This is a genomic window from Pannonibacter sp. Q-1, from assembly GCF_054073275.1.
Genome location: NZ_JBSXNB010000005.1, coordinates 213567 through 228637, shown reverse-complemented (window position 1 = coordinate 228637; position 15071 = coordinate 213567). Strand labels below are relative to the sequence as shown.

The following is a 15071-nucleotide window of genomic DNA, read 5'->3' as shown; positions in this document are numbered from 1 at the left end:
CCGCCGGAGAGCCGGCGGCGGATGAGCTGTGGAGCGCTTAGAGGTCCAGCACCAGACGGCGCGGATCTTCCAGGCTTTCCTTGACGCGGACGAGGAAGGTCACGGCTTCCTTGCCGTCAACGATGCGGTGATCGTAGGACAGCGCCAGATACATCATCGGACGGATGACGACCTGACCGTTCACAGCCATCGGACGTTCCTGGATCTTGTGCATGCCCAGAATGCCCGACTGCGGGGCATTGAGGATCGGCGAGGACATCAGCGAGCCATAGACGCCGCCGTTGGAGATGGTGAAAGTGCCGCCCTGCATGTCGGCGACGCCGAGCTTGCCGTCACGGGCCTTGCGGCCGAGGTTGCCGATTTCCTTCTCGATCTCGGCGATCGACATCTGGTCCGCATCACGCACCACCGGCACGACAAGGCCCTTGTCCGTGCCGACGGCCACACCGATGTGGCAGAAGTTCTTGTAGATCACGTCCGTGCCGTCGATCTCGGCATTCACGGCCGGAATTTCCTTCAGGGCGTGGCAGACGGCCTTGGTGAAGAAGCCCATGAAGCCGAGCTTCACGCCGTGCTTCTTCTCGAACACGTCCTTGTAGGCGCTGCGCAGCTCCATCACCGGGCCCATGTCCACCTCGTTATAGGTGGTGAGCATGGCGGCGGTGTTCTGGGCATCCTTCAGGCGGCGCGCGATGGTCTGGCGCAGCTTGGTCATGCGCACGCGCTCTTCGCGGGCCTCGTCATCCGCCGGAACGGACGCACGCACGGCGGCGGGAGCCGCAGCGGCAGCCGGAGCTGCGGAAACGCCGGCGGCAACAGCTGCCAGCACGTCGCCCTTCAGCACCTGGCCGCGCTTGCCGGAACCGGCAACCTGATCAGCCGACAGACCGGTTTCGGCCAGCAGCTTGCCCGCAGCCGGGGCCGGGGGCATGGAGGACGGAGCTGCGGGAGCAGCGGCCGGAGCAGCAGCAGCGGGAGCTGCCGCCGGGGCCGGAGCCTCTGCCTTGGCAGCGGGAGCTGCAGCGGCGCCTTCGCCAGCTGCGATGTAGCCGAGGAGAGCGTTGACGCCAACGGTCTCGCCTTCCTTGACGACGATGCTTTCCAGAACGCCGGAAGCGGGAGCGGGAACTTCAACGGTGACCTTGTCGGTCTCCAGTTCCACCAGCGGCTCGTCGGCCTTGATGGCTTCGCCCGGCTTCTTGAACCACTGGGCAATCGTCGCTTCGGACACGGATTCGCCCAGGGTGGGCACGCGGATTTCGGTTGCCATGGTCGCCTTCTCTTAAAAAATCTGCCTTGGCCAATTCTGTAGACCGGTGGCCCGCCATCCCGGGGATGGCAGGCCGGACCGGATCAGCTTGCGAATGCTTCGTCCAGGAATGCCTGGAGCTGGGCCAGATGCTTGGACATCAGGCCCGTTGCCGTCGAGGCCATGGCGTCGCGGCCGGCATAGCGCGGGCGGCGGCACTTGGCGCCGATCTGGTCGAGCACCCATTCGATATAGGGTTCGACGAAGAACCAGCTGCCCATGTTCTTGGGCTCTTCCTGACACCAGACCATGTCGGCGTTGCGGAAGCGGGCCAGTTCCTGGGCGAGGGCCTTCTTCGGGAACGGGTAGATCTGCTCGACGCGGAGCAGGTACACGTCGTTGATGCCGCGCTTTTCACGCTCTTCCAGCAGGTCGTAATAGACCTTGCCGGAGCACATGACGACCCGGCGGATCTTGTCATCCGCGACGAGGCGGGTGGCGCCATCGGGCTGGTACTCGGCATCATCCCACAGCAGGCGGTGGAACGTGGAATCCTCGCCCAGCTCGACGAGCTTGGACACCGCCCGCTTGTGGCGCAGCAGCGACTTCGGCGTCATCAGGATCAGCGGCTTGCGGATGTCGCGCTTCAGCTGACGGCGCAGGATGTGGAAGTAGTTCGCCGGCGTGGTGCAGTTGGCGACCTGCATGTTGTCTTCCGCGCAGAGCTGGAGGAAACGCTCCAGACGGGCGGAGGAGTGTTCCGGACCCTGACCTTCATAGCCATGCGGCAGAAGGCAGACGAGACCGGACATACGCAGCCACTTGCGCTCGCCAGACGAGATGAACTGGTCGAACAGCACCTGGGCACCGTTGGCGAAGTCACCGAACTGGGCTTCCCACATGGTCAGCGCGTTCGGCTCAGCCAGCGAGTAGCCGTATTCGAAGCCGAGCACGGCCTCTTCCGAGAGCATCGAGTTGATGACCTCGTAACGGGCCTGATCCTCGCTGACATGGTTCAGCGGGATGTAGCGGCTTTCGTCTTCCTGATCGTAGAGCACGCTGTGGCGCTGGGAGAAGGTGCCGCGTTCGCAGTCCTGGCCGGACAGGCGGACCGGGTGGCCCTCCTTCAGCAGGCTTGCAAAGGCCAGCGCCTCGGCCGTCGCCCAGTCGATGCCCTCACCGGTTTCCATCATGGTCTGACGGTTGGCGAGGAAGCGCGAGATGGTGCGGTGGACGTTGAAGCCCTCCGGCACTTCCGTGAGCTTCTTGCCCAGAGCCTTGAGGTCATCCATGGCAACGCCGGTCGAGCCGCGGCGCGGATCTTCCTCATCGTCAGCCCGCTTCAGACCGGACCACTTGCCGTCGAGCCAGTCGGCCTTGTTCGGCTTGTAGACCTGGCCAGCCTCGAACTCGGTGTCGAGCTTGGCGCGCCAGGCGGCCTTCATGCCCTCGACCTCTTCGGCCGAAACCACGCCTTCCGCGATCAGGCGGTCGGTGTAGAGCTGCAGCGTCGTCGGGTGCTTGCGGATCTTGCGGTACATGATCGGCTGCGTGAACGCCGGCTCGTCGCCTTCGTTATGGCCGAAGCGGCGGTAGCAGATCATGTCGATCACGACCGGGCGGCCAAAGGTCTGGCGGAACTCGGTTGCGATCTTGGCCGCATAGACCACGGCTTCCGGATCGTCGCCGTTGACATGCAGGATCGGCGCCTCGATGACCTTCGCCACATCCGAGGGATAGGGCGAGGAGCGCGAGAAGCGCGGATTGGTGGTGAAGCCGATCTGGTTGTTGATGATGACGTGGATCGAGCCGCCGGTGCGGTGGCCGCGCAGGCCCGACAGGCCGAAGCACTCTGCCACGACGCCCTGGCCGGCAAAGGCCGCGTCACCGTGGATCAGCAGCGGCAGAACCGGGGAGCGGTCGATCTGGGCGGTATCCACCATCCAGCGGCCGTCAACGGCGGAAATCTGGTCCTGCTTGGCGCGGGACTTGCCGAGCACCACCGGGTTGACGATTTCCAGATGCGAGGGGTTCGCCGTCAGCGACAGGTGAACCTCGTTGCCATCGAAGGAACGGTCGGAAGACGCACCGAGGTGATACTTCACGTCGCCCGAGCCTTCCACATCGTCCGGGGCGTAGGAGCCGCCCTTGAACTCGTGGAACACGGCGCGGTGCGGCTTGCCCATCACCTGGGTCAGCACGTTCAGGCGGCCGCGGTGGGCCATGCCGAGAACGATGTCCTTGAGGCCGAGCTGACCGCCGCGCTTGATGATCTGCTCCAGCGCCGGGATCAGCGCTTCGCCACCATCAAGGCCGAAGCGCTTGGTGCCGGTGTACTTCACATCAATGAACTTCTCGAAGCCTTCGGCCTCGACCAGCTTGTTCAGGATGGCGCGCTTGCCCTGCGGGGTGAACTCGACGTGCTTGTCCGGCCCTTCGATGCGCTCCTGGATCCAGGCCTTGGCGGCCGGATCGGAAATGTGCATGAACTCGACGCCGAGGGTCGAGCAATAGGTGCGCTTCAGGATCTCCAGCATCTGGCGCAGGGTGGCATATTCCAGGCCCAGCACGTGATCGATGAAGATCGGACGGTCCCAGTCGGCATCCGTGAAGCCGTAGGACGAGGGGTGCAGTTCCTCGTGATCGCCCGGGGGCGAGAGGCGCAGCGGATCGAGATCGGCATGCAGATGGCCGCGCATGCGGTAGGCGCGGATCATCATCAGCGCACGCACGCTGTCGCGGGTCGCCTGCTGCACTTCGGCATCCGAGAGCGGCTTGCCCTTGGCATCGCCCTTCTGCTTCAGCTTGTCGCCCACGGCCTTTTCGACCGGAGCCCAATTGCCGTCACAGGCATTGACGAGATCGCCTTTCGCGGCGAGCGGCCAGTCGGCGCGCTTCCAGGGAGCGCCACGCGCTTCCTTCAGCACATCGGCCTTGTCGTCCTTCAGCGCAGCAAAGAAGTCCTGCCACTCGGCATCAACCGAGGCGGGGTTCTCCTGATACTGGGCGTAGAGTTCTTCGATATAGGCTGCGTTGGCGCCGTAGAGAAACGACGTCATCGCGAAGACATTGTTCGCGTCCTGCCGAGCCATGCTGCATCAGCGGAGGGTTGCTCCGCCCTTATTTTGGCGGACCGGCCGGATGGCAGGCCCTTGGTTTGCACGTTCGGGCCCGGCCTTGCGGCGCGGACCCCGCTCAAGAGTGCGAACGAGACGGCGACGCCGCGTCCGCTCGGGTGTCCCTTATGCCTTACGATACGTAAACAAACTACGCAGCCAAGACACGTTTCCGGCACTTTGCTGGCGGAAATCCCCCTGGACTACCGCGTGGCCGCCGGGGGCCCGGTGGTTGCCGAAGCGGGGCGCCATGCGCCCCGCCCGGAAATCGTATCAGCCCTTCAGGACTTCGACGAGGGTCTCGCCGAGCTTGGCCGGAGACGGAGAGACGCGGATGCCGGCCGATTCCATGGCGGCAATCTTGTCTTCCGCACCGCCCTTGCCGCCGGAGATCACGGCACCTGCGTGACCCATCGTGCGGCCCTTGGGAGCCGTGCGGCCCGCGATGAAGCCGGCCATCGGCTTCTTGCGGCCCTTCTTGGCCTCGTCCTTGAGGAACTGGGCTGCATCCTCTTCGGCGGAACCACCAATTTCACCGATCATGATGATCGACTGGGTGGCTTCGTCGGCCAGGAACATCTCCAGCACGTCGATGAACTCGGTGCCCTTGACCGGGTCACCGCCAATGCCGACAGCCGTCGTCTGGCCGAGGCCGGCGTTGGAGGTCTGGAACACGGCTTCATAGGTAAGCGTGCCGGAGCGCGACACAATACCGACCGAACCTTTCTTGAAGATGGAGCCCGGCATGATGCCGATCTTGCATTCTTCAGGGGTCAGGATGCCGGGGCAGTTCGGACCGAGCAGGCGCGACTTGGACTTCTCCAGCTTCGCCTTGACCTTCACCATGTCGGCAACCGGAATGCCTTCCGTGATGCAGACGATGAAGGGGATCTCGGCGTCGATCGCCTCGATGATGGCAGCGGCAGCACCGGCAGGCGGCACGTAGATCACCGATGCGTCAGCGCCCGTGGCGTCCTTGGCCTGAGCCACGGAGGCGAAGATCGGCAGGCTTTCGCCCTTGGAGCCGGACCACTTTTCGCCGCCCTTGGCCGGGTGCACGCCCGCAACCATCTGGGTGCCGTAATAGGCCAGAGCCTGTTCCGTGTGGAACGTGCCGGTCTTGCCGGTCAGGCCCTGGACAATGATCTTGGTGTCCTTATTGACGAGAATGGACATCAGGCGGCTCCCTTCACGGCAGCGACAATCTTCTGGGCGGCATCGTCCAGATCATCAGCGGCGATCACATTCAGACCGCTTTCGGCGATGATCTTCTTGCCGAGTTCGACGTTGGTGCCTTCGAGGCGCACCACCAGCGGAACCTTGAGGCCGACTTCCTTCACGGCGGCGAGAACGCCTTCCGCGATGACGTCGCACTTCATGATGCCACCGAAGATGTTGACGAGGATGCCCTCGACCTTCGGGTCAGCCGTGATGATCTTGAAGGCCGCAGCGACCTTTTCCTTGCCTGCGCCACCACCGACGTCACAGAAGTTCGCCGGCTCCTTGCCGTAGAGCTTGATGATGTCCATGGTTGCCATGGCAAGGCCGGCGCCGTTGACCATGCAGCCGATGTTGCCGTCGAGGGCAACGTAGGCGAGGTCCCACTTGGAAGCTTCGATTTCCTTGGCGTCTTCTTCGGTCTCGTCGCGCAGGGCAACGATTTCCGGATGACGGAACAGGGCGTTGCCGTCGAAGGAGACCTTGGCGTCGAGAACGCGCACGCGGCCGTTCTTCATGACGATCAGCGGGTTGATCTCCAGAAGGCTCATGTCTTTTTCCATGAAGGCCTTGTAGAGGATCGGGAACAGCTTCAGCGCGTCGGCGCGGGCCTCGCCGTCAAGCTTCAGCGCATCGCAGAGCTTGGCAGCGTCGGCATCCGTCACACCGGTTTCCGGATCGATCGGCAGGGTGACGATCTTTTCCGGGGTGTGTTCGGCAACGGCTTCGATGTCCATGCCGCCCTCGGTGGAAACCACGAAGGCCGGGCGGCCAACGGAACGGTCCACGAGGATGGAGAGATACAGCTCGCGCTCGATGTCGGCGCCGTCCTCGATGTAGAGGCGGTTCACCACCTTGCCGGCATCGCCCGTCTGGGCGGTGACGAGGGTGTTGCCGAGCATTTCGCCAGCGTGCTTGACCACGTCTTCCAGCGAGAAGGCGAGACGCACACCGCCCTTGGCATCAGCGGGCAGTTCCTTGAACTTGCCCTTGCCGCGGCCACCGGCGTGGATCTGGGACTTGACGACCCAGAGCGGGCCAGGGAGCTGCTTTGCAGCCGCTTCGGCTTCAGACGCCGAAAAGATTGCAACGCCCTCGGCAACCGGAGCGCCATATTCCTTCAGGACCGCTTTGGCCTGGTACTCGTGAATGTTCATTCTCTCCCCCGTGTGTTCGGAGAACCGCCGCCGGGGGACCCGGCAGCGGACGTCATTCCTGTGAGGTTACAACCGGGCTCAGGCGAGCGACGGCTGGATCTTCTTGCAGGCCTCAACCAGACCGTCGACGGATGCGACGGACTTGTCGAACATGGCCTTCTCGTCGGCATTCATGTCGATTTCGATGACGCGCTCGACGCCGCCGGCACCGATCACGACCGGAACGCCGACATAGGTGTCCTTGAGGCCGTACTGGCCGCTGAGAGCAGCAGCGCAGGGCAGAACGCGCTTCTTGTCCTTGAGGTAGCTTTCAGCCATGGCAATGGCGGAAGAAGCCGGAGCATAGAAGGCAGAACCGGTCTTGAGCAGGCCGACGATCTCGGCGCCGCCGTCACGGGTGCGCTGGACGATCTGCTCCAGACGCTCGGCCGTGCACCAGCCCATCTTGACCAGATCCGGCAGCGGGATGCCGGCAACCGTGGAGTAGCGGGTCAGCGGCACCATGGTGTCGCCGTGGCCGCCCAGAACGAAGGCCGTGACGTCTTCAACGGAAACGTTGAACTCGTCGGCCAGGAAGTAGCGGAAGCGGGCGCTGTCCAGGACGCCGGCCATGCCGACAACCTTGTGCGCGGGCAGGCCGGAGAACTTCTGCAGGGCCCAGACCATCGCGTCGAGCGGGTTGGTGATGCAGATGACGAAAGCGTCCGGAGCGTGCTTGGCGATGCCCGCACCCACCTGCTCCATGACCTTCAGGTTGATTTCCAGAAGGTCGTCGCGGCTCATGCCGGGCTTGCGCGGCACACCGGCGGTGACGATCACCACGTCGGAGCCGGCAATCGCCTCGTAGGAGTTGGCACCGGCCAGCTTGGCATCGAAGCCATCCACCGGGGAAGACTCGGCAATGTCGAGCGCCTTGCCCTGCGGCGTGCCCTCGGCGATGTCGAAGAGGACGATGTCCCCGAGTTCCTTGAGACCGGCAAGATGAGCGAGCGTGCCGCCGATCTGACCCGAACCGATCAAAGCAATCTTATTGCGCGCCATATCCGAACGTTTCCCTTTACGTAAGATGGAACTCAATGCCATCCGCCGATGACTGGGGATGGCACTACTCCCTTTGATCCGCTCACGCAAGCCAATCAAAAGAATATTACGCTAGGACACCGGAAGATTCTGGCGTCCCCTGCGCGCTTACGTGCATGACATATACGGAATGCATATCAGCGCGTGCATGACTTCTGTTGTCTCCGGACAGGTAAGCCTCGGACCTCATCTCAATGAGACGGGACACTGTCCGGTCGAATTCGAACACTTCGGCCCCGCTTGGCGCCCTGTAGAGGCCATCGGGTTCAACCTCTGCGGTGACCACCGTCTTCACCCCGTTGTCATAGAGAGCATCTATGAGATTGATGAAGCGCTTGGCCTCGTTCCGGCGGGTCTGGTCCATCGCAGGCACATCCTCGATGAAGACCGTATCATAGGTATGGGCGATGCGCAGATAGTCCGCTGCACCCAGCGGTTTTGCGCAGAGATCTGCGAAAGTGAAGCGCGCCACACCGTTGGCCGCGCGCGGCACCTCAATGTGCCGGCCCTTCATGTCCAGCTGCTGGCGCTCTTCAGGAAAGCCGTTCGTGAGCTTCGCCCAGATGCCGTCCGCAGCCGCTTTTGCCGCCTCGCCAAGCGGGCTGATATAGACCTCGGCGCCGCCCAGCTTCTCCATCCGGTAGTCGGTTGGCGAATCGAGCATCAGCACCTCGACCTGTTTCTGCAGCAGGTTGATGAAGGGCATGAAGAGCTGCCGGTTGAGCCCGTCCTTGTAAAGATTGTTGGGTGCAACATTCGACGTTGCAACCATAACAACCCCTCTTGCGAAGAGCTGTGTGAACAGCCGGCCAAGGATCATGGCATCGGCAATATCGGTCACGGAGAACTCGTCAAAGCACAAGAGGCGGGTCTCGGCGGCGATCTGGTCAGCCACCGGAGGGATGGGATCATCCCCCTTCACTTCGCCCCTTTTCAGGGCCTCACGCCAGGCAAAAATGCGCTCATGCGTCTCGGCCATGAACTCATGGAAATGCACCCGGCGCTTGCGGCGAATGACCGTCACTTCCATGAAAAGGTCCATCAGCATGGTCTTGCCACGCCCGACACCGCCCCAGATGTAGAGGCCATGCACGGCGGCCCACATCTCGTTCTTCTTGCGCGCAAACAGCCAGCCCAGCGCACTCTTCTTCGAGGCGAGGCGGACTTCCGCAAGGCGTGCATTGAGGGAATCGAGTTTGCGGACGACTTCCGCCTGGGCGTCGTCACGGGCAATTGCGCCGGATGCAACCAGCGCGTCGTACCTGCTGGCCAGTGCGGTTGCAACCGGCAGATCCATGTTCATCGTCGGCTTCAATGTAGGCTCTCCGCCTGCACCGAATGGCCTTCCGCCTTCCTGTACGGTCTGCCAGACGGGCATCTGCTGCACGACTGCGCACAAGCGCATACAATTTTCCGCTGTTGCGATACGGACAAAGCCACGTCGGCGCAAGCCCCTTCTCCAGCCGGCGCGCGCTTTTTAGCACAAGACGGGCACCCAAACGTAAAGCTTCTTCGTCAATTGCAAGAGGAAAGCGGCAAAAGCGCGGCCTTTCCCGGGCCTATTGACACCGGAGCACAACCATCGCGCAGGCTCGCAGGAAGGTGTATCCCCGGGGATTGCAATCGGCACGTACCGGACCCGAACCGGCCATACGTCCGGCTGGCTGGCAGGCACACCCTGCCCCGCCCCGGCTACCAGATTCACACATCAGGTCCGGAAACTGCCCGCAATGAGGCGTTTGCTTTTCGGGAGGACGCCTGCCGCCCCCCTCCCCCTGGTCTACCGGATTCACACATCGTACAAGAAGAGGCTGCAAGCGCTGCTTTGATGCTGGAAAAGGTAAGCAGTTTCAGAGCCTTCCTTCTCTGGCTGAAGCCTCTCGTTTCCCCTCCCCCTTGAGGGGAGGGGGTAGGGGTGGGGGTCTTCACACAGGAGCGCCGCTTGACTGGCACTCGTCTCTACCCAACGCACCTTCAATGAAAATACCCCGTTTTTTCAGGCCGTTACCCCCACCCCTCACCCCTCCCCTCAAGGGGGAGGGGGACTGAAACGCCGAGCCATGGAAACAACGGCTGCCACTTGTGCCAAAGCCCAGAAACGTCTTTCTGCACGATGTGTGCATGCAGTAGCCCCCTGGTGGGGAGGGGGGCTGAAACGCCGCGCCAGAGTAACCAGACTGCTGGCTGTCCCCAAACCGTCTTTGGCTTCAAACACGATGTGTGCATGCTGTAGCCCTTGAGGGGAGGGATGGCAGTCAGTGCAAAGCAACCCGCCGCCGCACGGGCTCAACCAGCTTACGTGGCATCAAGCTCATCGTGAGCTGGTATCCGTCACCCAGGGACGGCAGGCTGTCACAGGCGCACGAAACGGGATTTGCGGCCGTTCTGCCTTTCATGAAGGCACAGGAGGCGGCCCGCAAGCTCGCGGCCGGCCGGGCTGGCCAGATCAGCCGGTTTGCCGCGGCCATCTGCAATCAGCCAGATGTTGCCGGGCGTCACCATGTCGGCCATGGCGGCTGTTCCCGCCGCAAGGCCGAGCTTCTCTGCGATCCGGGTGACATCCGGCCCATCCGGGTGGCTGAGCCGTTGAAGATCCCGGTGCAGCGCGCCCAGATCGCCCGTATCCAGAATGAAAGTCTGAACCTTGCCGCCGGCCAGCACCGCCAGCCGGTAGAGCCCCGGAAGCGCGGGCACAAGGCGGCTGTTGCAGGGGGTTTCAGTCACGATGCCGATCTCGGTCCATTCGGCACGAACGGTCAGATTGACCGGCTCCCGCATTTCGCGGGCATGCCGCCGCAACTGATCAAGGTTTTCCTGATGACGTCCGGAGCGCGAGGGCCCGGCATTTTCGGCAGCAGCCGAGGTGCCGGAAATACGCAGACGGCGGAAGACGACCAGATCCCGGCGCAGATCCGTATGATCGACCCGCCAGCCGGCGTCGAGCCAGGCATTCTGATGCACCAGGCTTCCGCCGGAATTGGCCCACCAGGTCCGGTGCTCCCGGGCACTCATTGGCAGGCTGACGCCGAGGATCGTCTCCAGTTCGTCAAGCTTCGCAGCCCAGACGACTTCGTCCAGACGGGCCAGATGTTCACGCAGCGGGTCGTATTTTGCCATGGGCCAGCAGCATCCGATAGTTACACCCCGACACACTTACCCGTTTCCCGTGAAATTTCCGGGAAACGGGTTTGGGGGTGCAAGTCCGTATGCGCTCAGGCGTTTCCGGCTTCAGCGGGAAAGAGATACCGGCATGCCGCCCACGGTCTGGCCGTTGAAGCGCTCGCCGCCTGCGCCGTAGAGCTGGGCCACTGTGGCGCCGGTTCCATCCTTGAGCACGACCTGCTTGCCGCTCAGATCCCAGGCGGCGATACCGGCGAGCGTGCTGTCATTGCAGCCGCGGGTGTTGGCGCGGTAGCCGCCCGACCAGGTGGTCAGGGTCATGAACAGCATGCAATTGGAGCTGCCTGAGGCGATCTTCCAGCCGCCGAGCATGTCGTTGCGTCCCACTTCCGTGGCGCCTGCGGGCGGCGTGACCGAGGCCATGGCACCGGGCGCAGCCGTGCCTGGCTGCGGCGCACCCAGCGGCTGGCCCATGGGCTGGCCGGGCTGCGGCCCGGACATTGACGGGTCGCTCATCACCATGCCCGGCGCAGGCGTGAGCGGCTGCAGCTGACCACCGGCCACCGGCGTCGTCGGGGAAGCCGGCAGCGGCGCCGGAGCCCGGCCGCCATCCATGCCCAGCCGCGAACAGCCGGCCACACCAACGGCAAATGCCAGAACCGCGATCGTTGCAACTCGTGTCATGTCGAATCAGTCCTTCCTGCCCCACAGGGACGTTTAGTCTAACCGCAAGGGCGAAAAATTTCTTCCCCCGCTATGCCCCAATTCACCGTATGGGGCAAACGTGATTGATCCGGACGCCATTCCGCGTCATATATGGTCCAAGTCTATGGAGGACCCAAGGGCGGCGAGTCACTTCACCGAAGGACCGCTGGAATGCCGCACCTTAACAACAATGGCAGCACCAATGGGCGTATCCGCCTCTTGGGCAGCGCCGACAAACATCTCTTCCGTGATCATCTCCTGCGTCTGGACCCAGAGACCCGCCGCAGCCGCTTTGCCATGCTCGTCGGCGACAGCTTTCTGCGGGCCTATGTGGAAACCAGCTTTGCGCTTGATACAGTCATTTACGGCTATTTCGAGGACGGAGTGCTGCGCGGCACGGCAGAATTGCGCCCCGTCGGCAGCGCCGCGGCTGCAGAAGCCGCCTTTTGCGTGGAAGAAGGCTGGCGCGGCATGGGGCTGGGCACCGAACTGATGGAACTGCTGCTGATTGCCGCCAGAGCGCGCGACTGCCAGCATATCTACATGAACTGCCTGGCCACCAACCGCTCCATGCAGGCCCTCGCCCGCAAGTTCTCCGCCGATCTTAGCTTCGAATGCGGCGACGTGGTGGGACACCTTCTGCCGCAGTCCGCCGGCATCCCGCCTGCCGATCCGCTTGGCAACTGGAGCCGCTTTGCCTTCGGCATGGCCCGCAAGGTCTTTGGCCTTACCTCCCACGCCCGGGCCGCAGAAGGCTGACTGTCCGATCCTGCAAAAACAAAGCCAATAAAAACAAAGCCCATAAAAACAAAGAAGGGCCGCACTGGCGGCCCTTCCGTGAGATCGGCTGACCTCGTGTCCGGATCAGATCCCGGCAAAACCTCGCGCTGCCAGAGGCTGCTCCAGCACCGTTCCGTTCCGCCCAGACATCAGGGTCAGGCTCGGGGTCTCACTCGACATGGGCTCACCTCCTTTCAACAGTTGCAGACAGGATGAGCTTAACGCGTACATCCGCAAGCGCAAGATCAATTGCCCGTGAATGCCGCTGCGACGAACGAACGCAAGTCCCTGAATTTATTCACCCTCTCCCAGATGCCGCCACAATTTTGCAGATTCTGCGCCGCCAGAGGCAACCAAATGGCGGACCGCCGCGTTCCAGTCCGCATGAAACCCGGTGCACGATGGCGGCAAATTTGGGCGAAGATCGCCACAGATCATCCCCAGATCCGCCATCAGGATCCTGCACTCTGGCTTGTCCAACAGGGAGGCTGCGATGCAGCGGCAATTGCATAGGGCCGGCAGGCTGGCACATGGAGCTGCATTTTCTCATGCCGGTCATGAGCTGGCTAAATCTGTGGAGACCCCTCAGACGGCAGGACCTTTCAGGGTTGAGCATGGGCGGCCGGGGGGCTATGCCTCCCCCACCATGCCCGTGCCAGGCTGGCTTTGCCGCTCTGCTGCACCCGGACTGTCTGCATCTGGACGATCACGGGCACGGCGCACCGGCTGCAGGCCAAGAGGCCTGACCGGAGCCTTGCGCGCAAGTCCGGCCGGAGATGTCCGGCCGTCCAAGCCCCACGCCCCTCACCCGGGCCGCAGGCACAGCCGCGACCGCCGGACAGCAATTTGCCGCCCGTGCCACTGCGCGGCGTTGCACATGTTTCATGCCCGGTTCGCGGCCCCGTGCCGCTCCGGCGTGGCATTTCGATCAACTGTCCAGCGGGGAGCCTGAAGCGCTTGACCTTCCATCCGACCCCTCAGTTGCCGGCTCAGGCCGTGCAAAGACCACGAGACATTCGCCTTGATGTGTTTCGTGGCCTTGGCATGTTCATCATCTTCATCTCCCATCTGCCGCAGAGCTGGTGGGCGAACTGGATTCCGGCGCGCTTCGGCTTTTCCGACGCCACGGAGATCTTCGTTTTCTGCTCCGGCATGGCCTCGGCCATTGCCTTCGGCAAGATCTTCGACCAGAGCGGCATGCTGATGGGCACCGCCCGCATCGGCCACCGCATGTGGCAGGTCTACTGGGCGCATATCTGCCAGTTCCTGGTGATCGCCGCAGGCCTTGCCGCGCTCATGAACAGCGGCTATCTGGAGCGCTGCTGCGGGCTCAAGGAAGATTACGTGCAGGCGCTGAACCTGCGCTATTTCTTCAATGATCCGGTGGGCAACCTGCCGGGCCTGCTCAGCCTCACCTATGTGCCGAACTACTTCGACATCCTGCCGATGTATGTGGCGCTGCTCGCCATGGTGCCGGTGATGATGTTCATCGCCGCCAAGAGCCGCATTGCCTTCTTTGCCGCGATGATCGGCATGTGGGTGGCCGCCACCCTGCATCTGGTCAGCTTTCCGGCCGAGCCCTGGTCGAACCGCCAGTGGTTCTTCAACCCCTTCGCCTGGCAGTTGGTGTTCTTCACCGGTTTTGCCTTCATGAAGGGCTGGATTCCGGCGCCGCCCGTTGACCGCCGTCTTGTCTGGCTGGCGGTTGCGCTGGTTCTGGTCAGCATCCCCTTTACAAATTTCCGGATCTACGAGGCTGTGCCGGGCTTCCAGGCGCTGCGGGAGGCCTCAAGGCCGCTCTGGATCAAGACCGACCTTGGCATCCTGCGCTATGTCCACTTCCTGGCGCTGGCCTATATCGCCTATGTCGCCGTGGGCCCCAACGGCGTGCGGCTGCATGCCGAGGGGCGCATTACCGGCCCGGTGGTGGCCGTGCTGCGCAAGGTGGGCCAGCAGTCGCTGCCGGTGTTCCTCGCCAGCCTTCCCATCGCCCAGGCCACGGCGATCCTGCGCGACATGGCAGGCGGACGCGGTGACTGGCTGATCCAGGCCATCTCCAACATTGCAGGCCTCGCCGCCATTGCGGCCGTCGCTTATATCGCTGCCTGGTTCAAGAGCCAGCCCTGGCGCAAGGTGCCCAAGCCTGCTCCGGCACCGCTGCCGGCCAAGCCCCCTGTTGCGGCCTCGTCCGGCCGGACCGCCGTTCCCGCCTACGGGCCGCCGGCGCGGCCTTCGCGGACACCGGGCGCCTTGCCGCAAGGTGCCTGAACGCCCCAGCCAGATCCCTTCAAACGCAAAAGGCGCAGCTTCACAGGCTGCGCCTTTTCTCTATTCTGGTCTGGCCGCTGCCGGTCAGTGAACCGACAGCATGGTCAGGTCGTGCTCGTAGGCATTGGCGATGGCCGCCTCGCGGCTGTCGGCCACGATGATCGGCGTGCCGTCCGCGTTGAGCAGCGCCCACAGGCGCAAGCCCCTGGCGATATGGGCCGCACCGGGGAAAAGCCGGGCAAGATCATCGGAACTCATCTGGCGCAGATAACCCACCTGTCCGGCGCCGAGCCGTGCGAACAGCTCCGGCGTCAGGTCATGCGGGTCCATTGCGCGTTCATTGGTGTCGCGCGTCATGGCATTGTCTCCTTGATTGGG

Annotated in this window: 11 protein-coding genes; 2 read left to right on the top strand and 9 right to left on the bottom strand. The window is 63.3% G+C overall.

All coding sequences use genetic code 11. The features are described 5' to 3' along the window. Positions 1-37 precede the first annotated feature (37 nt). From odhB to ACVNHC_RS15935, 8 genes are all read right to left on the bottom strand, one after another. The gene (gene odhB / locus ACVNHC_RS15970; RefSeq protein ID WP_122519063.1) at positions 38-1270 is read right to left on the bottom strand and encodes a 2-oxoglutarate dehydrogenase complex dihydrolipoyllysine-residue succinyltransferase; all 1233 of its coding nucleotides are present in this window, start codon (positions 1268-1270) and stop codon (positions 38-40) included. 83 nt (positions 1271-1353) lie between these two features. Continuing rightward, a complete protein-coding gene (locus ACVNHC_RS15965; RefSeq protein WP_050473379.1) occupies positions 1354-4341 on the bottom strand; it encodes a 2-oxoglutarate dehydrogenase E1 component in 2988 nt (995 codons plus the stop codon). 297 nt (positions 4342-4638) lie between these two features. After that, entirely contained in the window at positions 4639-5541 is a 903-nt protein-coding gene (gene sucD / locus ACVNHC_RS15960; protein WP_019963709.1) for a succinate--CoA ligase subunit alpha, read from the bottom strand. Beyond that, positions 5541-6740 carry an ADP-forming succinate--CoA ligase subunit beta gene (gene sucC, locus ACVNHC_RS15955; RefSeq protein WP_457167979.1) on the bottom strand — a complete coding sequence of 400 codons (1200 nt, stop codon included), beginning with the start codon at positions 6738-6740 and terminating at the stop codon, positions 5541-5543. Before sucC ends, sucD begins: the two co-directional genes overlap by 1 nt. A gap of 78 nt (positions 6741-6818) precedes the next feature. Beyond that, positions 6819-7781, bottom strand: coding sequence for a malate dehydrogenase (gene mdh, locus ACVNHC_RS15950; protein ID WP_050473381.1), 963 nt, complete (start codon positions 7779-7781; stop codon positions 6819-6821). A gap of 106 nt (positions 7782-7887) precedes the next feature. Continuing rightward, the gene (gene zapE / locus ACVNHC_RS15945) at positions 7888-9123 is read right to left on the bottom strand and encodes a cell division protein ZapE (protein ID WP_457168260.1); all 1236 of its coding nucleotides are present in this window, start codon (positions 9121-9123) and stop codon (positions 7888-7890) included. Positions 9124-10172: 1049 nt separating this feature from the next. Beyond that, positions 10173-10937: a DUF7662 domain-containing protein gene (locus tag ACVNHC_RS15940; RefSeq protein WP_050473383.1), complete on the bottom strand. Its 765-nt coding sequence runs from the start codon at positions 10935-10937 to the stop codon at positions 10173-10175. Positions 10938-11048: 111 nt separating this feature from the next. Then, positions 11049-11624, bottom strand: a complete 576-nt coding sequence (locus ACVNHC_RS15935) for a protease inhibitor Inh/omp19 family protein (protein ID WP_050473384.1) — start codon at positions 11622-11624, stop codon at positions 11049-11051. A gap of 192 nt (positions 11625-11816) precedes the next feature. Here ACVNHC_RS15935 and ACVNHC_RS15930 point away from each other — a divergent pair, with 192 nt between their 5' ends. Continuing rightward, on the top strand, positions 11817-12404 hold the full coding sequence (locus ACVNHC_RS15930; RefSeq protein WP_050473385.1) for a GNAT family N-acetyltransferase: 588 nt from the start codon (positions 11817-11819) through the stop codon (positions 12402-12404). Positions 12405-13421: 1017 nt separating this feature from the next. Further along, positions 13422-14693 carry an OpgC family protein gene (locus tag ACVNHC_RS15925; RefSeq protein WP_457167976.1) on the top strand — a complete coding sequence of 424 codons (1272 nt, stop codon included), beginning with the start codon at positions 13422-13424 and terminating at the stop codon, positions 14691-14693. Positions 14694-14777: 84 nt separating this feature from the next. Here the strand turns inward: ACVNHC_RS15925 and ACVNHC_RS15920 are convergent, their stop codons facing one another. Then, entirely contained in the window at positions 14778-15050 is a 273-nt protein-coding gene (locus ACVNHC_RS15920) for a BQ00720 family protein (RefSeq protein ID WP_174235442.1), read from the bottom strand. Positions 15051-15071 lie beyond the last annotated feature (21 nt).